The 17,530-nt window shown below is 50.4% G+C and carries 22 protein-coding genes; 14 read left to right on the forward strand and 8 right to left on the reverse strand.

Annotated elements, in window-relative coordinates:
* Positions 1 to 134 precede the first annotated feature (134 nt).
* Complete coding sequence (gene zapE, locus BUQ98_RS16105; RefSeq protein ID WP_074214807.1) at positions 135 to 1,241, reverse strand: cell division protein ZapE; 1,107 nt, start codon at positions 1,239 to 1,241, stop codon at positions 135 to 137.
* Positions 1,242 to 1,482: 241 nt separating this feature from the next.
* Between zapE and zapG the strand changes: the two genes are divergently transcribed.
* The 3 genes from zapG (at position 1,483) to degS (ending at position 4,556) form a co-directional block, all read left to right on the forward strand.
* Entirely contained in the window at positions 1,483 to 1,890 is a 408-nt protein-coding gene (gene zapG, locus BUQ98_RS16110; RefSeq protein ID WP_074214808.1) for a Z-ring associated protein ZapG, read from the forward strand.
* Positions 1,891 to 1,960: 70 nt separating this feature from the next.
* Positions 1,961 to 3,325, forward strand: a complete 1,365-nt coding sequence (locus BUQ98_RS16115) for a Do family serine endopeptidase (protein ID WP_074214853.1) — start codon at positions 1,961 to 1,963, stop codon at positions 3,323 to 3,325.
* Positions 3,326 to 3,485: 160 nt separating this feature from the next.
* Complete coding sequence (degS, locus tag BUQ98_RS16120; RefSeq protein ID WP_074214809.1) at positions 3,486 to 4,556, forward strand: outer membrane-stress sensor serine endopeptidase DegS; 1,071 nt, start codon at positions 3,486 to 3,488, stop codon at positions 4,554 to 4,556.
* Between the two features lie 99 nt (positions 4,557 to 4,655).
* Here degS and murA read toward each other — a convergent pair whose 3' ends face one another.
* Genes murA through mlaF form a run of 7 tightly spaced genes read right to left on the reverse strand, consistent with a single transcriptional unit; the run spans position 4,656 to position 9,234 of the window.
* Entirely contained in the window at positions 4,656 to 5,918 is a 1,263-nt protein-coding gene (gene murA / locus BUQ98_RS16125; RefSeq protein WP_074214810.1) for a UDP-N-acetylglucosamine 1-carboxyvinyltransferase, read from the reverse strand.
* A gap of 9 nt (positions 5,919 to 5,927) precedes the next feature.
* On the reverse strand, positions 5,928 to 6,182 hold the full coding sequence (ibaG, locus tag BUQ98_RS16130; RefSeq protein ID WP_074214811.1) for a BolA family iron metabolism protein IbaG: 255 nt from the start codon (positions 6,180 to 6,182) through the stop codon (positions 5,928 to 5,930).
* 2 nt (positions 6,183 to 6,184) lie between these two features.
* Entirely contained in the window at positions 6,185 to 6,499 is a 315-nt protein-coding gene (locus BUQ98_RS16135; protein WP_074214812.1) for an STAS domain-containing protein, read from the reverse strand.
* Positions 6,496 to 7,170, reverse strand: a complete 675-nt coding sequence (mlaC, locus tag BUQ98_RS16140; RefSeq protein WP_074214813.1) for a phospholipid-binding protein MlaC — start codon at positions 7,168 to 7,170, stop codon at positions 6,496 to 6,498. The genes BUQ98_RS16135 and mlaC overlap by 4 nt, the downstream gene beginning before the upstream one ends.
* A 5-nt stretch (positions 7,171 to 7,175) precedes the next feature.
* Positions 7,176 to 7,655 (reverse strand): outer membrane lipid asymmetry maintenance protein MlaD, encoded by a 480-nt coding sequence (mlaD, locus tag BUQ98_RS16145; protein ID WP_074214814.1) that lies wholly within the window; start codon positions 7,653 to 7,655, stop codon positions 7,176 to 7,178.
* Positions 7,656 to 7,657: 2 nt separating this feature from the next.
* Positions 7,658 to 8,437, reverse strand: coding sequence for a lipid asymmetry maintenance ABC transporter permease subunit MlaE (gene mlaE / locus BUQ98_RS16150; protein ID WP_175566340.1), 780 nt, complete (start codon positions 8,435 to 8,437; stop codon positions 7,658 to 7,660).
* Positions 8,437 to 9,234 (reverse strand): phospholipid ABC transporter ATP-binding protein MlaF, encoded by a 798-nt coding sequence (gene mlaF / locus BUQ98_RS16155; protein WP_074214816.1) that lies wholly within the window; start codon positions 9,232 to 9,234, stop codon positions 8,437 to 8,439. The genes mlaE and mlaF overlap by 1 nt, the downstream gene beginning before the upstream one ends.
* 342 nt (positions 9,235 to 9,576) lie before the next feature.
* Between mlaF and BUQ98_RS16160 the strand changes: the two genes are divergently transcribed.
* From BUQ98_RS16160 to BUQ98_RS16210, 11 genes are all read left to right on the forward strand, one after another.
* A complete protein-coding gene (locus BUQ98_RS16160; protein ID WP_074214817.1) occupies positions 9,577 to 10,539 on the forward strand; it encodes a calcium/sodium antiporter in 963 nt (320 codons plus the stop codon).
* Between the two features lie 12 nt (positions 10,540 to 10,551).
* Entirely contained in the window at positions 10,552 to 11,526 is a 975-nt protein-coding gene (locus tag BUQ98_RS16165) for a KpsF/GutQ family sugar-phosphate isomerase (protein WP_074214818.1), read from the forward strand.
* Entirely contained in the window at positions 11,526 to 12,086 is a 561-nt protein-coding gene (gene kdsC, locus BUQ98_RS16170) for a 3-deoxy-manno-octulosonate-8-phosphatase KdsC (RefSeq protein ID WP_074214819.1), read from the forward strand. The genes BUQ98_RS16165 and kdsC overlap by 1 nt, the downstream gene beginning before the upstream one ends.
* The gene (gene lptC / locus BUQ98_RS16175) at positions 12,083 to 12,646 is read left to right on the forward strand and encodes an LPS export ABC transporter periplasmic protein LptC (protein ID WP_074214820.1); all 564 of its coding nucleotides are present in this window, start codon (positions 12,083 to 12,085) and stop codon (positions 12,644 to 12,646) included. The genes kdsC and lptC overlap by 4 nt, the downstream gene beginning before the upstream one ends.
* On the forward strand, positions 12,627 to 13,160 hold the full coding sequence (lptA, locus tag BUQ98_RS16180; protein WP_074214854.1) for a lipopolysaccharide transport periplasmic protein LptA: 534 nt from the start codon (positions 12,627 to 12,629) through the stop codon (positions 13,158 to 13,160). The genes lptC and lptA overlap by 20 nt, the downstream gene beginning before the upstream one ends.
* Before the next feature lie 8 nt (positions 13,161 to 13,168).
* Positions 13,169 to 13,894: an LPS export ABC transporter ATP-binding protein gene (gene lptB, locus BUQ98_RS16185; protein ID WP_074214821.1), complete on the forward strand. Its 726-nt coding sequence runs from the start codon at positions 13,169 to 13,171 to the stop codon at positions 13,892 to 13,894.
* A gap of 194 nt (positions 13,895 to 14,088) precedes the next feature.
* Positions 14,089 to 15,564, forward strand: coding sequence for an RNA polymerase factor sigma-54 (locus BUQ98_RS16190; RefSeq protein ID WP_074214822.1), 1,476 nt, complete (start codon positions 14,089 to 14,091; stop codon positions 15,562 to 15,564).
* A gap of 25 nt (positions 15,565 to 15,589) precedes the next feature.
* On the forward strand, positions 15,590 to 15,877 hold the full coding sequence (gene hpf / locus BUQ98_RS16195) for a ribosome hibernation promoting factor (RefSeq protein WP_074214823.1): 288 nt from the start codon (positions 15,590 to 15,592) through the stop codon (positions 15,875 to 15,877).
* Positions 15,878 to 15,880: 3 nt separating this feature from the next.
* Complete coding sequence (gene ptsN, locus BUQ98_RS16200; protein ID WP_074214824.1) at positions 15,881 to 16,324, forward strand: PTS IIA-like nitrogen regulatory protein PtsN; 444 nt, start codon at positions 15,881 to 15,883, stop codon at positions 16,322 to 16,324.
* Positions 16,325 to 16,349: 25 nt separating this feature from the next.
* The gene (gene rapZ, locus BUQ98_RS16205; protein ID WP_074214825.1) at positions 16,350 to 17,195 is read left to right on the forward strand and encodes an RNase adapter RapZ; all 846 of its coding nucleotides are present in this window, start codon (positions 16,350 to 16,352) and stop codon (positions 17,193 to 17,195) included.
* A gap of 2 nt (positions 17,196 to 17,197) precedes the next feature.
* Positions 17,198 to 17,473, forward strand: a complete 276-nt coding sequence (locus BUQ98_RS16210) for an HPr family phosphocarrier protein (RefSeq protein ID WP_074214826.1) — start codon at positions 17,198 to 17,200, stop codon at positions 17,471 to 17,473.
* Positions 17,474 to 17,530: the final 57 nt, after the last annotated feature.

The following is a 17,530-nucleotide window of genomic DNA, read 5'->3' on the forward strand; positions in this document are numbered from 1 at the left end:
GTGGAGAAAAAATCACCTCCTTTTCGCAAAAAATTTCGGCCGTTTTTATCCACGGGTGGCGATATCTGGTTACTCTGTTGTTCGCAGACTGGCTTACGGGTAAAAACGAAGCACTTGATGATCACGCCTGTCCGTCATGGTCGGTGAGGTAACGCGAGATAGTCGTGGCTTTGCATCTCAATCAAACGTGACTGACAACGCTCAAATTCAAACGCCAACCGTTCCCCTTTGTAGAGGCTGTCCATAGGAACCGCCGCTGAAATGATCAACTTCACGCTGCGCTCATAGAACTCATCGACCAACGCGATAAACCGGCGTGCAGCATCGTCTTGCGCCCCCGACAATTGCGGCATATCGGCAATCAACACGGTGTGATAAAGCCGCGCGATCTCCATATAGTCCGTCTGACTGCGGGCGGATTGGCACAACTCGGCAAAACTAAAATGCACCACACCATCACCGTTTTCAATCGTGCGGAGCGGCCGGTTATTCACGTCAATGACATCCTCGCGAACCCCACCTTCGCCGTTGAGTTTATTGAAATACGTCTGCATGGTTGTTGTGGTTGTATCACTGAGAGGGTGATAAAAAATCGCTGCCTGAGTGAGGGTGCGTAAACGGTAATCAACGCCCGAGTCCACATTCACCACCTCACAATGTTGCTTAATCAACGCGATGGCAGGTAAAAAACGCGCACGCTGTAATCCATTCCAATACAACTCATCAGGCACAATGTTAGATGTTGCAACCAAGGTGATCCCCCGGGCAAATAAAGCTTCCATGAGGGTGCCTAAAATCATCGCATCCGTAATATCCGACACAAAAAATTCATCAAAGCAAAGCACGCGCGTTTCTTGCGCAAATTTATCAGCAATTTGCGGTAAAGGATCGACTTCGCCATCCAGTGTTTTCAATTCTTGATGGACCCGGTGCATAAAGCGATGAAAATGCATCCGCATTTTTTTCTCAAACGGTAAGGCGTGGAAAAAGGTGTCCATTAAGTAGGTCTTTCCGCGCCCTACGCCCCCCCAAAAATACAATCCTTTGATGGGGGTAATGGTCGATGGCTCCTGTTTACGCCATGGTAGCCAGCGACGTGTTTTTGTTGGTGTTTCAACGGCGGGGCTTGCCACTAAGCGGTGGTAAAGTTCATCGAGCTTTTCTACTGCCATTCGTTGTGCTGGATCGTCGATAAAATCGTGTTGGGTCAGATCGTTATGATAATGTTCTAATGGCGTCATTCCTTGAAGGCCTCACTGGTTATCGCCTAGGCCCGCATAGTAACACGCAACCGAAAAAGAGGAATACGCAAGCGCGGCAGTACCACGTCTACGTCTGGACATGTATAGTAAATAGTCATTCATTCTTGCTGAGCAAAAGGTGGATGTACGATATGATAAGTAGGCAAGTGTTTTTATTTGTCTCGACTGACCGCTCTAATGATAACGGTGGTGAGTCAACGAGTGACCACAAGGAGCAGTTATGGCCTGGATTAATAGCCTGATCTTTCTCGTCATCGGTATCGCGGTGGGTTTTCTGATTGCCCGCATGACGACACGCGATCTCAAACAACAAAAGAACATGAAAAGGGAGCTGGAAAAGTCACGTTACGAGCTGGAGCAATATCGCCAAGAGCTTGTGGATCACTTTGCCCAAAGCGCTGAGCTACTCGATACATTATCGAAAGACTACAGCAAGCTATACCAGCATATGGCGAAGACATCTTCGGATTTGATGCCGAATTTACCCGATCAAGACAACCCATTTGCGAAACGATTGGGAAAAATTACAGAAGTGAAAAAAGAGGGAGCCTCAAGCAACCCTCCTAGAGATTATGCTGGCAGTGGTTCTGGTTTGCTAAAGGGTGAAGAAAGCGCCCGCGCCCGCTGATCAAGGATTGAACTTTTTTATATTGCCCCCACTCTCACCTCATACCTCGACAACCGGAGTGTGAGTTATGATGAAGAAATCTTTACTAGCGATTAGCGTTGCCGCGCTGACTCTTGGCGCGGCCTTTTCGCCTCTTCCTAGCTACGCTGCCCTGCCCCAGACCGTCAGTGGTGAAGCCATGCCCAGCTTGGCCCCCATGTTAGAAAACGTCTCGCCGGCAGTAGTCAGTATCGCCGTAGAAGGGAACAAGGTCTCCAAACAACGGATTCCCGAAGCCTTTCGTTTTTTCTTTGGTCCCAACGCCCCGTCTGAACAAGTCCAAGAGCGTCCCTTTCGTGGGTTAGGCTCAGGGGTCATTATTGATGCCGATAAAGGCTATATCGTGACTAACCATCATGTGATTGATGATGCCGACCAAATTCGCGTGCAACTCAAGGACGGCCGTGAGTATGACGCCACTCTTATTGGCAGTGACGAAATGTCTGATATCGCCCTACTTCAGGTAGATGAAAATGCCAATAATCTGACCGAAATTCCCCTCGCCGATTCTGACGACTTGCGTGTCGGTGATTTCGCGGTCGCGATTGGTAATCCGTTCGGGCTGGGACAAACCGTCACATCAGGGATCATCTCAGCACTCGGGCGCAGTGGTTTGAATCTGGAAAACTTTGAGAACTTTATTCAAACCGATGCGGCAATCAACAGTGGTAACTCAGGCGGTGCCTTGGTTAACCTCAATGGTGAGTTGATGGGGATCAATACCGCCATTCTGGGTCCTAACGGCGGTAATGTAGGGATTGGGTTTGCGATCCCAGTGAATATGACGAAAAGCCTCGTCGATCAGATTATCGAGTATGGCTCAGTGCGACGCGGTATGCTCGGCGTCACCGGGCGCGAGCTCACCTCCGAGTTAGCTGATGCCTTTGGCTTATCTACCCAACATGGTGCCTTTGTCAGCCAGGTGATGTCCGAGTCGGCCGCCGAAGAAGCAGGCCTCGAGGCGGGCGATATTATCGTATCAGTCAACGGCAAGAGTATTCGTAGCTTCGGGGAGTTGCGGGCCAAAATCGCTACTTTAGGCGCAGGCAAAGAAGTGATGCTGGGGGTGATCCGTGATGGTGAAAACCTGACAATGAAAACCACCCTGAAAGAAGCCAGCCAGACGCAAACCAAAGCGGATAACTTGCACAAAGCCTTGGCTGGTGCTGAGTTGAAAAACCATGACACTGAGCCGGCGGGTGTCGAAGTATCTGCCATTGAAGAAGGCTCTTTGGCCGCGCGTTATGGCCTGCGTGAGGGCGATGTGATTGTTGGTGTCAACCGGCATAAAATCGACAACCTCGGTGATTTGCGCAAACTACTCGAAGACAAACCCAGTGTGCTCGCGCTGAATATTGTCCGCGATAACGGCTCACTTTACCTCGTGATCCGATAATCCGTGATTCCATAATGGCCATACCGGCACGATAGTCTCAATGCCTGCCACTCACTCGGCAGGCATTTTTATATGTCTTCAGCGGTGATGATTTCCACAACCCTGCCTCACAATGCTATTCTCTAGCTCCGCTTCGTTTTGCTTTAGGATGGCATTATTTATGCTGGCTTTACTCGTTCGTTCCGTGATTATCGGCCTTGTCACTGCCGCCTTGCTCTTGGTGGCTGTTCCAGATTTGCGTTCAGGCCTGCTGTCGGATCTTTCTTTTGCCGAAAACGGAGATGAAAGCCCTGCCGAATTAGTGTCATTCAGTTATGCGGTCAAGCGAGCGTCGCCCGCTGTGGTGAATATCTATACCCGTAATTATACTGGGAATGATAGATTGGAGTTAAATACCCAAGGGTTAGGGTCGGGCGTAATCATGAGCGCCAAGGGCTACATTGTCACCAATTACCATGTCGTCGCCGAAGCGGACCAAGTTATTGTCGCCCTGCAAGATGGACGTATCTTTACGGCACAGATGGTCGGCAAAGATCAACGTACTGACTTGGCAGTGATTAAGATCCAAGCAGAAAACCTTCCGGTTATCCCAGTCAACAAGGGTTATCAGCCCACGGTTGGTGATACAGTGCTGGCTATCGGTAACCCATATAATTTAGGGCAAACGACCACCTATGGCATCATCTCAGCGACCGGCCGGACAGGCATGAGCTTTTATGGTCGCCAGGATTTTTTGCAAACTGATGCCGCCATTAACCGTGGTAACTCTGGCGGGGCTTTAGTGAATAGTCGTGGCGAATTGGTCGGAATCAATACGGCATCGTTCCAACAAGCGACGGATCTTGAAACGTATGGCATCTCGTTTGCTATTCCTTACCGTTTAACCGAGAAAATCATGAATAAGCTGATCGCTGACGGCCGAGTGATCCGTGGCTATATTGGTATTGATGGCCGTGATGTAAACCCGGTGATGGCTCGTCTATTAGACACCGAACAACAGCGCGGTGTCATGGTCGCCAGCCTTGATGAAGATGGTCCTGCAGAAAAGGCAGGGATCCAACCTCAAGACCTGATTATTCAAATTAACGATCAACCGGTACGCGGTGCACGCAGTGCCATGGATATGGTCACTGATACCCGTCCAGGCTCAACGCTGGACATTACGCTGATCAGAAACGGAGAAACACTGACTTTACCGGTCAAGGTTGGCAATGAGCCTCAGCAACGCTAGCAATATTGCGCCTGGCGCTTTGTGACCCGACCAACCAACAAATAAAAAACGCCAGCATCAGGATGCTGGCGTGCTCGTCGGACGTACTTCGGCTAAACGCTAGCTATCTGCGTCGATTCGCTCGATTTTTGCCCCTAGCGCCTGCAATTTATCTTCGATGCGTTCATAACCTCTATCGATATGATAAATACGATCGACCCAGGTTTCGCCCTTGGCTATGCAACCGGCAATGACTAGGCTGGCCGAGGCGCGCAGATCTGTCGCCATTACTTGTGCCCCGCTTAAACTTTCGGTATCTCCGCAAATCACGGTATTCCCTTCGATCTCCGCATGGGCACCCATCCGTTGAAGTTCGGGCACATGCATAAAGCGGTTTTCAAAGATGGTTTCTGTGATAATCCCAGTGCCTTTGGCCACCAAGTTCAGCAAACTAAACTGTGCTTGCATATCGGTGGGGAAGCCAGGATGTGGTGCGGTGCGCACATTGACCGCTTTGAGCTCTCGATCCGTCATGTCTAGCTCGATAAAGTCGTCGCCAGTCACTATTTTGGCTCCCGCTTCTTCCAACTTGTGCAATACCGCTTCAAGTAACTCTGGGGATGTATGACGACAGGTAATATGCCCGCCAGATACCGCCGCAGCGACTAAGAAAGTGCCGGTTTCAATCCGATCAGCAACCACGGAATGTTTACCACCACCTAGGCGTTCCACACCTTCAATCTCGATCCGATCCGTGCCTGCACCTGAAACTTTCGCGCCGAGCATATTGAGAAATTTGGCCGTATCAACAATTTCAGGCTCACGCGCCGCATTTTCAATCACAGTGGTCCCTTCCGCTAGGGTCGCTGCGCTCATAATGGTGACCGTCGCGCCAACGCTCACTTTGTCCATGACTATATGCGCACCTTGAAGGCGACCTTCAACAGCGGCACGCACATAGCCTTCATCAAGCGTGATCGTCGCACCTAGCTGCTCAAGGCCATTAATGTGCAAGTCGACCGGGCGAGCCCCAATTGCGCAGCCTCCTGGCAAGGAGACTTCACCTTTACCAAAACGTGCCACCAAGGGCCCTAATGCCCAAATAGAGGCGCGCATGGTTTTGACCAAGTCATAAGGCGCACAGAGCTCCGTGATATCACTGGCATCAACATGCACGGAGCCATTACGACTCACTTTTGCCCCTAAACGCGACAATAAAGCCATGGTGGTATCAATGTCGCGCAGTTTTGGCACATTCGCGACTTCGACCGGCTCTTCGGCCAGTAGTGAAGCAAATAAAATCGGGAGGGCGGCATTTTTCGCGCCAGAAATGGCCACATCACCTTTTAGCGGGCCATTGCCCGTCACTCGAAACTTTTGCATCAGATCCTCTTACAACTGCATCAGCTTTTTATCGCGCGCCCATTCAGTTGGCGTCATCGCTTTAATACTGACTGCATGAATATCGTTACGCGCAATATGCTCCGTCAACGGACCATAAATGGTTTGTTGCTTTTTTACGCGTGACATACCGTCAAACATCTCTGCTACGGCAATCACCTCAAAGTGGCTGCCGTCGCCTTTTACGTGCAGCTCGTCCACTGACAAAGCGGCCTCTAAAATGGCTTTAACTTCGCTTGCTTCCACGTCTAAACCCCTTGTTGATGCTCAGCATCGTCTAAAAATGTGTCTAAATTGCTCAGCGTTAGCAACAGATTGAGTTGCTCAGGTACCCCTTGATAGCGCACATGTTGTCCATTTTCACGCAGTGTCTTATCAAGGTGTAGCAGCATGGCCATGCCCGCAGAATCCACACGTGACAAGGCACTTAAATCTAGGTTCAAGGCCTTATCGGCCGGGATCCACTGGTGACGCTGGCGCCAAAAGGCAGGCACTGTGTCACGATCCAAGCGTCCTGACAAGTGATAGTGCTGCCCACCGCTAGCCGTCAAGTTGACACTCATGACGCATCCTGCTTTTGCTTATCTTCACGACGTATCGGTCGTTGAGAGAGCTCTTCTAACTGCGCTATCACCGAATCTATCCCATCACGACGAAGAGGCGTTTTCCATTCTGACTGCTTGGACTGGATCATACTCACTCCTTCAGCCGTCACGTCATAGGCTTGCCAATTTCCTGTCCGAGTATTTTTACGTAAGCTAAAATCCAGGCGAATAGGCGGGCGTGAGGGATCAGTAATGTCCACCCGTACTTTGACAATCTTATCGTCAGGGTCAATCGGCTTATTCTTCTGAACGTCGACCTTTTGATTGTCGTACTCGATCAATATTTGCGCATAAGAGGCAATCATGTACTCAGTAAATGCCTCCGTAAACGCATCACGCTGCTCAGGCGTCGCCTTGCGGTAATGCTGTGCCCCTAAAACCAAAGAGGCCGCATAGCGCGTATGGATGTAGGGTAAAAGTTCGTCTTTTACGACATCACGTAATAAATCCGGATCGGCGCGAAACAGGGTGCGATCTTTGCGTAAACGCGAAAATGTGTTGGCTGCCACTTGCTCAATAAGCTGATAAGGGTTGGATTGGTCTACCGGCTCACTCGCCTGCACGACCTGTCCAATGCTCCCTACTAGCAGGCTTAATGCGGCGCCCAGTGCTATCAGTGTCTTTTTCATCCTGTTTACTCCTTGTCACCCACACTGTAGAGAAACTGACCAATCAGATCTTCCAAGACTAAGGCAGACTTGGTGTCCTGGATTTTTTCGCCTGCTTGCAAATATCCGATCCCCAAGGCTTCATCAACGAACCCTGGGGTAATGCCGATATACTGCTCGCCCAATAAGCCTGCCGTGTAAATTGACGCAGAACTTGATTCAGGGAACTGGCCGGCCTCTTCGCTGATTTGCAAGGTTACTTGTGGCACATAGGTGTCCGGATTGAGCGAAATATCCGCAACCTGACCGACGGTCACCCCACCGACTTTCACCGGTGAACGCACTTTTAGGCCACCAATATTGTCGAATTCCGCGGTAAGCGTATAGGTATCTGCCCGTCCCCAACGCTGAACATCGGCCACTTGAAACGCGAGTGCTAATAAGGCTGCGATACCAGCAATCACAAAGCAGCCTACCCAAAATTCTGTTTTACGACTCTGTTGCATAATTAATTCCCAAACATGAGTGCAGTAAGGACAAAGTCTAAGCCGAGAACGGCTAACGATGAATGTACCACAGTACGTGTGGTCGCGCGGCTGATCCCTTCCGATGTCGGAGTGGCATCATAGCCGTTAAAAAGCGCAATCCAGGTCACAGCCACCGCAAACACCACACTTTTGATCAGTGCGTTGCCCACGTCATAGCCCAGATCGACCGATGCTTGCATCACCGACCAAAAGCTGCCGTGGTCAATGCCTTTCCAGTCGACGCCGACCAATTCGCCGCCCCAAATGCCCACCAGCATAAAAATTACCGCTAACAGTGGCATCGCAATCACGCCCGCCCAAAAGCGCGGTGCAATCACCCGTCGCAGCGGATCCACCGCCATCATCTCTAAGCTTGATAGCTGCTCAGTGGCTTTCATCAAGCCGATTTCCGCCGTCAGTGCTGACCCAGCTCGTCCTGCGAAAAGCAGTGCTGTTACCACGGGACCCAGTTCGCGCAGTAGTGAGAGCGCCACCATTTGTCCCAGGCTGGTCTCCGCACCAAAATCGGACAATACCAGGTAGCCTTGCAGGCTTAGTACCATGCCGATGAACAAACCCGATACAATGATAATAGCGAGCGAACGCACACCAACAGAATAGAGTTGCTTGATAAGCAGCGGAAAGGTTTTGCTCGGCTGAGGGCGGCCAATCAGAGCACCTGTCATCACAAAAGTGGCTCGGCCCATCGATTCGGCCACACTCATTGCACGGCGGCCAACATCGGCTATCTGTGTTTTGATCACCGGAAAATCTCCTGCTTTAACTCACCCGCGGGATAACGAAAAGGCACGGGACCATCAGCCTGCCCGTCTAAGAATTGCGTTACCCAAGGATCGGGGTTATCCCGCAATGACTGAGGAGAACCACTGGCAATAATGCGGCTATCCGCTAATAGATACACTTTGTCAGCAATACTCATGACTTCTGGTACATCATGAGATACCACGACACAAGTTAGGCCTAGGGCTTGGTTGAGCTGACGAATCAAGGTGACAAGCACCCCCATGGTGATGGGATCTTGCCCCACAAAAGGCTCATCAAATAGGATCAGTTCTGGGTCTAATGCAATGGAACGGGCTAGTGCGGCTCGACGCGCCATGCCACCCGATAAATTACTCGGCATTAATGCTGCCGCTCCCCGCAGGCCCACCGCTTCCAGTTTCAACATAACAATGGTGTGGATCAGAGATTCATCCAGTTCAGTGTGCTCACGCAACGGAAAGGCGACATTGTCGAACACCGACATATCAGTGAACAGCGCACCCGATTGAAATAACATGCTCATGCGCTGACGCACATCAAATAACTGACGACGGCCTAACGAGGGAATAGAATGACCATCAAACACAATGTCGCCCGCATCCGGCTTAAGCTGACCGGCAATCAGACGCAGTAATGTGGTTTTACCAATCCCTGACGGCCCCATAATGGCGGTGATCTCCCCGCGAGGCACCTGCAAATCAATATGGTCAAAAATGCATTGGTTGCCCCGTGAGAATGTCATCCCATTGATATCTATTAGGCTCTGTGCTGCCATGGCCGCATCTCATGGTTGGAAAGGAACGAAATTAAGTGGCTGATAATAAGGCGTCCCCCACCCTAACACAAGCCACGCCGCATCACGGGCCCAACAGGACGTGACTTACCCCTGATAATAGCAGCTCATGCTTTCCTTGCTATTCGCATGTTAGCGCGTAGAAGCCGATGATATTTATGCTAGAACGCGTCACTAGCAGAAAAAGTGCCACTGTGTTCGCGTTGATGGGTGAAATGCCAGGTTTCATCACCAAAGACGGGGCTTTTCGCTTCACATTTACCCCATTAGCCGTCAGAATTGCACCTCATTTGTACCGAATTAAAAACGCAAAGGATAGGTGTCATGGTTATAGCGGTTGCCATACTCATAGTTGGACTCGTCGTGCTGGTGTGGAGTGCAGACCGACTGGTGTTCGGAGCGGCAGCGATCGCGAAAAACTACGGTGTTTCTCCTTTAGTGATCGGAATGACCATTTTGGCTATGGGCTCGTCGGCACCCGAGATGATGGTTTCAGCCAACGCCGCCCTGGCGGACAAAACGGACACTGCCGTGGGCAACGTGCTGGGATCGAACATCGCCAATATCGCGTTGATTCTTGGTTTTACCGCACTGATCAAGCCACTGTCTATCGGCTCTACCATTATCCGGCGTGAACTTCCCTTGATGCTAGGAGTCACCGTGCTCGCGGGAGCACTGCTTTGGAACAGTCACCTTGGCTTTTTCGAAGGGGTTGGGCTCATCACGCTCTTCGTCATCTTTATTTTAATGATGATCAAGATTGGTAAAGACTCGGGTGGCACCGATCCTGTGCTGGCCGACCAGCAGTCGGATATCCCGAATGATGTCAGTAACCTGAAAGCCACTATGTGGATCCTCGTCGGCTTACCCTTACTGTTACTGTCCTCAGATCAGGTGGTCGATTCGGCAGTGACGATCGCGCAATACTTTGGCATGAGTGATCTGGTGATTGGCTTGACCATCATCGCGATTGGTACCAGCTTGCCGGAGCTGGCCGCGTCGATTGCTGGGGTGATGAAAGGCGAAGATGACTTGGCCGTCGGGAATATCATCGGCTCAAACGTCTTCAACATCTTGGCGGTAATGGCCATTCCCGGGTTACTTAACCCTTCGGCGATCAGCGAATATGCGATGAGCCGTGATTATTATATTATGTTGGTGCTTTCTATCATGTTGTTGGTCTTTGCGCTGGGCAAGTCACGCAGTATCAATCGTATCGAAGGCGCCGTTTTCCTACTTTGTTATATCGGCTATCAGGGCTACCTATTTGTCAACGCGGCAGCCTAAACGGACACGACTATGAGTAATGACAGTTTTGATTTTCGCCGCGCCGGGCTTGATGTGCTAAACATTGAGCAAGACGCTATCGCACAGTTAAAAGCCGCTATTGACGATCATTTCAATGCGGCCTGCCAGCTCATTCTCAACGCGACGGGTAAAGTCGTCGTGATGGGAATGGGGAAATCAGGGCATATCGGTAAAAAAATCGCGGCCACACTGGCCAGCACGGGCACCCCTGCCTTTTTTGTTCATCCTGGTGAAGCCAGCCATGGTGATTTAGGGATGATTAATCAGGGCGACGTTGTGCTTGCGATCTCCAACTCAGGCGAAGCGGGCGAGATTTTGACCTTGCTCCCGGTGATTAAACGCCTCGGGATCCCTCTGGTGTGTATGACAGGTAAGGCTGAGTCCAGTATGGGGCAATTGGCGACAGTGAACCTTAACATTCACGTGCCGCAGGAAGCCTGTCCGCTCGATCTGGCACCGACATCGAGTACCACGGCGACCTTGGTGATGGGAGACGCCCTGGCGATGGCGTTGATGCAAGCGAGAGGCTTTACGGCGAACGACTTTGCCCTCTCCCACCCCGGCGGCGCTCTGGGGCGTAAGCTATTATTACGCATCAGTGATTTGATGCACCAAGACGACCGCTTACCCGTGGTACCCGAGACAGCGACCGTCCGCGATGCGCTCTTAGAAGTGTCAGAAAAAGGGCTTGGCATGACGGCTATCGTCGATGCAAGTCAACGGCTAACCGGGGTCTTTACCGATGGGGATTTACGCCGCCTGCTGGACATGCGCATTGATTTGCATACTACGACGATCGGATCCGTGATGTCGAAAAACCCGATCACCATTGAACCGGAACTGCTGGCGGCAGAAGGACTCAAACTCATGGAAGAGCGTAAAATTAACGGGTTGCTGGTTGCCAAAAATGGCCAGTTGCTCGGCGCCCTAAACATGCATGACCTTTTAAAAGCCGGAGTTATCTAATGGCCTCTACAGTGATTGAGACCCTATATGGCCCCGTCGCGGCAGACGTATTCCAACGCGCCGCCGCGATTCAACTGTTAATTTGCGATATTGATGGCGTCTTCTCAGATGGCCGCGTGTACATGGGGAACCAAGGCGAAGAACTGAAAGCCTTTCACACTCGCGACGGGTATGGCATTAAATCGCTAATGAATGCAGGCCTTGACGTCGCCGTTATCACCGGCCGCCAGTCGAAAATTGTTGAGAACCGAATGCGCGCCCTCGGGGTCAAACATGTCTATCAAGGACAAAGCGATAAGTTAGCGGCTTATCAGGATTTGTGTGCCCGTTGTGATGTCCTCCCGGCCCATACCGCCTATATAGGTGACGATTTAATTGATTGGCCAGTGATGGAAAAGGTCGGGCTCTCTTGCTGCGTGGCTGACGGGCACCCGCTTCTACAACGTCGTGCCGATTTTACCACGCAAATTCGCGGCGGCTTTGGTGCCGTCAGGGAAGTCTGTGATTTACTGTTAGAAGCGCGTGGAGAACTCGAACAGCACAAGGGTTTGAGTTTATGATCCGGCGGCTTGGCCTGCTTGCGCTCATCGTGCTTTGTGCCGTTAGTGGCTATTATCTGTTAACTCAACATGGCTGGCAGAGAGTGCAGCAGGTGACACCTGACGCGGAAAAACCGTTGTTCACAGGCGAAGACATCGAAACCGTGCAGTACAATGCTGACGGCATACGCAGCTATACCGTTCAAGCGACACATCTTGAACACTACGTTAAAATAGATGAAACACATTTTAATGAGCCGGTGCTCTGGACCTATAAAAACGGCAAGGACGAAGAATGGCGCGTTAGCGCCAACTACGCTGTCTTATCCGACGAGCACCTGCTGACAATGACGGGCAATGTCCGTATTTTCAATTTACTACCGAATGCTCAAATTGACTCGGTAGCAACCGAGTCTGTGACCTTAGATCTCACAACGCGAGATTTTTGGTCCAACAGTCCTACCACCATCACCGGCACGCGTTTTCAAACCAAAGGAAAGCGTGTAAAAGGAAATTTCGGTAACCACCAGATGGAATTGTTAGACGATGTTAAAGGCCGATATGAAACGACCCCTCGTTAGAGCACTGGCAGGTGCCATGTTATTACTCTCTCACTACTCACTCGCATTGAGCAGTGATACTGAACAGCCGATCTACATTGAATCAGAGAGCCAGCACCTAGATATGGCGACCAACACGGTCACCTTCACCCAAAACGTAGTACTCACCCAAGGTAGCATTAGAATCTTGGCGGATAAACTTGTCGTGATCCGTCCTGATGGTCAAGAAGGTGACGAAACCATCGAAGCCTACGGTAAACCCGCAACGTTTGAACAAACCATGGATGATGGTAAAGAGATCCACGGTGAAGCAAATAAATTACGCTACGAAGTTGGTAATGAATTCTTAAGAATGTCGACCAATGCCATGCTCGAGCAAAGCGGTAATCAGGTGGAAGGGAACGTGATCACTTACGAAATCGACAAGCAACAGCTTGTAGCTGAGAGTGATCGCAATAAACGCGTGACCACCATTTTGCAGCCAACAAATAAGAATGCATCCAGTAACGACTCATCAGACTCAGACGGGCAATAAGAGGCCACATGGCAACACTAACAGCGGCCAATTTGGCAAAAAGTTATAAAGGGCGAAAAGTGGTCGCCGATGTGAGCTTGGAAGTAAAATCCGGTGAAATCGTCGGCTTATTAGGGCCTAATGGCGCAGGCAAAACCACCTCATTTTATATGATTGTGGGGTTAGTCGCCCGTGATGAAGGGGCTATTTATATCGACGATAAAGATATTAGCATTCAGCCCATGCATAACCGTTCACGCTTGGGCATTGGCTACTTACCCCAAGAGGCGTCGATATTTCGTAAGCTAAGCGTATACGATAACCTAATGGCTGTGCTACAAACCCGTAAGTCCTTGAGTAAAGAAGAGCGTCAGGACAAAGCCGAAGATTTGTTGGACGAGTTTAATATCCAACACATCCGTGACAGCTTAGGGATGGCCCTGTCAGGAGGCGAGCGTCGCCGAGTGGAAATTGCTCGCGCACTGGCCGCGAACCCTAAATTTATTCTACTTGATGAACCCTTTGCAGGGGTCGACCCGATTTCGGTTATCGACATCAAAAAAATCATTGAGCATTTACGTGATCGTGGGTTGGGCGTACTCATCACCGATCATAATGTGCGAGAGACGCTCAGTGTCTGTGAGCATGCTTACATTGTTAGCCAAGGGCACTTGATTGCCCATGGTACGCCTGATGAAGTGTTGAATGATGAGCATGTCAAACGGGTCTACCTCGGCGATCAGTTTACGTTATAGTCGGCAGCATCTCGCTGCATGCATGAACCGGTTACGCGAGTATCGTGAACGTGCTCACACTGAATATAGTGGACTTGCTCACGCTAAAAACTGCCAATCAAGGCTATAGTTAAATAAGAGCGCTTGCCCTGTTAGCCAGAGCAAGCGTTTTTAACCTCTTTGGTCGTTGAAATAAGGAAAGGTGTACTGCCTCTATGAAACCCACGCTTCAGCTCAAGCTTGGACAACAACTTGCAATGACACCACAGCTGCAACAGGCGATCCGCTTGCTGCAGCTGTCGACGTTGGATTTGCAACAAGAGATCCAAGAAGCGTTGGAAACCAACCCCCTGTTGGAGCATGACGAAGGCCAAGAACAAGAAGCCGAACAGGGTGACAATCAGCATGATCAAAGCGCATCATCACCAGAAACGGCGACCGCCAGTGCTGATACCATGGAAACGTCCGATGCGTTTGAGAAAAACGAACTGCCTGACGATCTCCCGGTTGATACTACCTGGGATCATCTGTATTCCGCTGGCACAGGCAGCACCGGGGTCGGTGCAAGTGGTTATGACGACCAGCCGGTTTATCAAGGGGAAACAACACAGACCCTCTATGACTATTTAAAGTGGCAGCTGGAACTCACCCCCTTCTCAGAAAACGATCAGGTCATCGCAATGGCCATCATCGACGCGGTGAATGACCAAGGCTATCTTTCGATCAGTACCGACGAAATCCTAGAAAGCCTCGGCAACGATGACATTGAGCTCGACGAGGTTGAAGCTGTGCTTAAGCGTGTGCAGCACTTTGACCCGCTAGGCGTCGCATCGCGTTCATTACAAGAATGTCTGATGCTGCAACTTGCCACCTATGACAACGACACACCTTGGCTCGCAGAGGCGCGCAAAGTGCTGACCGAACATATGGATTTGCTCGCGAATCGTGACTATCGTCAGCTGATGCGAGATACCCGGCTAAAAGAACCCGATCTCAAAGCGGTGATGCAGTTAATCCACAGCTTAGAACCTCGCCCGGGTAACTTAATTGTCACCAACGAAGCGGAATATGTGGTCCCCGATGTCTCAGTGTTTAAGCACCATGGTCAGTGGGTGGTTCAAATCAACCCTGACAGCGTGCCCAAGCTCAAGGTCAACGAACAATATGCCGCTTATGGGCGTAATGGCTGTAGTGCATCTGACAGCCAATTTATTCGCGCCAACCTACAAGAGGCCAAGTGGCTGATAAAAAGCTTAGAGAGCCGCAACGATACCTTACTCAAGGTAGCCAGTTGTATTGTTGAGCATCAACACGACTTCTTTGAATACGGTGAAGAGGCCATGAAGCCCATGGTGCTTAACGATATCGCACTGGATGTGGATATGCATGAGTCGACCATTTCCCGTGTCACGACGCAGAAGTATATGCATACGCCACGTGGTATTTTTGAGCTGAAGTATTTCTTTTCCAGCCACGTCAGTACCGACAACGGAGGCGAGTGCTCATCTACAGCGATTCGTGCTTTAATCAAGAAATTAGTCGCTGATGAGCCAGCCAACAAGCCGCTCAGTGACAGCAAAATTGCCGCATTACTGGCCGAGCAAGGCATTAAAGTTGCAAGACGGACTATCGCCAAGTACCGAGAATCACTGGGGATCGCGCCGTCAAACCAGCGCAAGCGTCTGTTATAGGCGCCTCAACAGAAGGAAAGTGTGTATGCAAATCAACCTGACCGGACAGTCTGTCGACGTCACGCCACCACTACGCGAGTATGTGGAAAGTAAATTTGCTAAACTCGAGCGCTTTTTCGAGCACATTAACAATGTCCATGTTGTATTGAATGTCCAAAAGCTCGATCAGATTGCAGAAGCAACACTCCACGTGAACAACGGGGAGATCCATGCAAAAGCACAATCGCAGGACATGTATGCTGCGATTGACGGGTTGACCGACAAACTGGTCAAACAACTGAGTAAACACAAAGAAAAGCTCAAACAGCATTAAGCTATGGAATTAAAAGATGTACTCTCAGTGGACTGCACCCGCAGTGCCGTCCACTGCTCCAGCAAAAAACGCGCCTTGGAAATTATCAGCCAGGTTGCTGCGAACAAGCTGGACACTAACGCACAAAAATTGTTTGAATGCATGCTCAGCCGTGAAAAGCTGGGTACCACAGGGATCGGTGCCGGTATTGCAATTCCGCATGGACGAACACTCAATAGCCAACAGGCTGTCGGTGTGCTGCTGCAGTGTGCGGAGCCTATCGAGTTTGATGCGGTAGATAAACGCCCGGTAGACCTGCTATTTGCTCTCTTAGTCCCCGATGAGCAATGTAAGGTGCATCTACAAACTCTCTCAGTCATTGCTGAAAAACTGAATGATAAAAAACTGTGTCGTCAGCTTCGTAATGCCGATTCGGATCAAGAGCTGTACAATATTATCACCCAATAATAAACAACGCTGACGGGAGCGAATTATGATGCTAAAAATTGTCAGTGGCCGTTCCGGTTCAGGCAAATCAGTCGCGTTAAGGGTGCTCGAAGATCTCGGCTACTATTGCGTCGACAACCTGCCCGTCAACTTACTACGCGATTTTGTCGTCTCACAAGATGATGCCGATGCCAAAATCGCGGTCAGTTTAGATATTCGAAATCTTCCCAATGCGAATGAACCCATTGCAGACACCTTGACCGCTTTACGCCAGATCTGCGATGTCACCGTTTATTATTTGGATGCGGACGACAAAGATCTGATTAAGCGATTCAGTGAGACGCGACGTTTACACCCGTTATCGCGCCATAACCTTTCACTTGAACAAGCTATCCAGGCAGAAAAAAAGCAGATGGCACCGATTAAAGAGCATGCCGATCGAGTGATCACCACGTCTGGTCTTTCTATTCATGATCTCAGTGAATCCGTTCGTTCTCTGGTATTGGGGCGTACCAGTAGTGACCTTGTAATGGTGTTTGAATCATTCGGCTTCAAACACGGTTTGCCTGCCGATGCCGATTATGTGTTTGATGTTCGATTCTTACCCAACCCCCATTGGGAACCCGCTTTACGCCCCCATACTGGATTAGAAAAGCCGGTTCGCATGTTTCTTGCCGCGCAGCCAGATGTCGCCATGGTCATTGCACAAATCAAAGGGTTTTTAGAATCCTGGCTTCCTGCCCTCAAAAACAATAACCGCAGCTATGTGACCGTGGCTATCGGCTGTACGGGCGGTAAACACCGCTCTGTATATGTGGCGCAATACTTGTCGGATTATTTCCATGAATTAGGCGAACAAGTACAAATCCGTCATCGTACTCTGGAGCCATAAGGATGGCCGCCTTATCGGCACAAGTGCGCGTCCGTAATCGCCTGGGCCTGCATGCCCGCGCCGCCATTAAACTCGTCGAGCTGGTTCAAGAGTATGATGCCGAGGTCGCTCTTCACACCGATGGTAAGTCCGCCAATGCTGACAGTGTGATGGCCATGTTGATGTTGGAATCAGCCCAAGGTGAAACGATGACGGTTTCTGCGAGCGGCCCCCAAGCAGAACCTGCCCTTGAGGCCGTAAAAACATTGTTCGACGCCGGTTTCGACGAAGACAACTGATCCACTGCACCGACCAGCGCATTAATGAGCGGCAATCACCACTAACAACCGATTTGT

It is taken from the genome of Salinivibrio sp. ES.052 (genome assembly GCF_900141775.1).
In the GTDB taxonomy this organism is placed as follows: domain Bacteria; phylum Pseudomonadota; class Gammaproteobacteria; order Enterobacterales; family Vibrionaceae; genus Salinivibrio.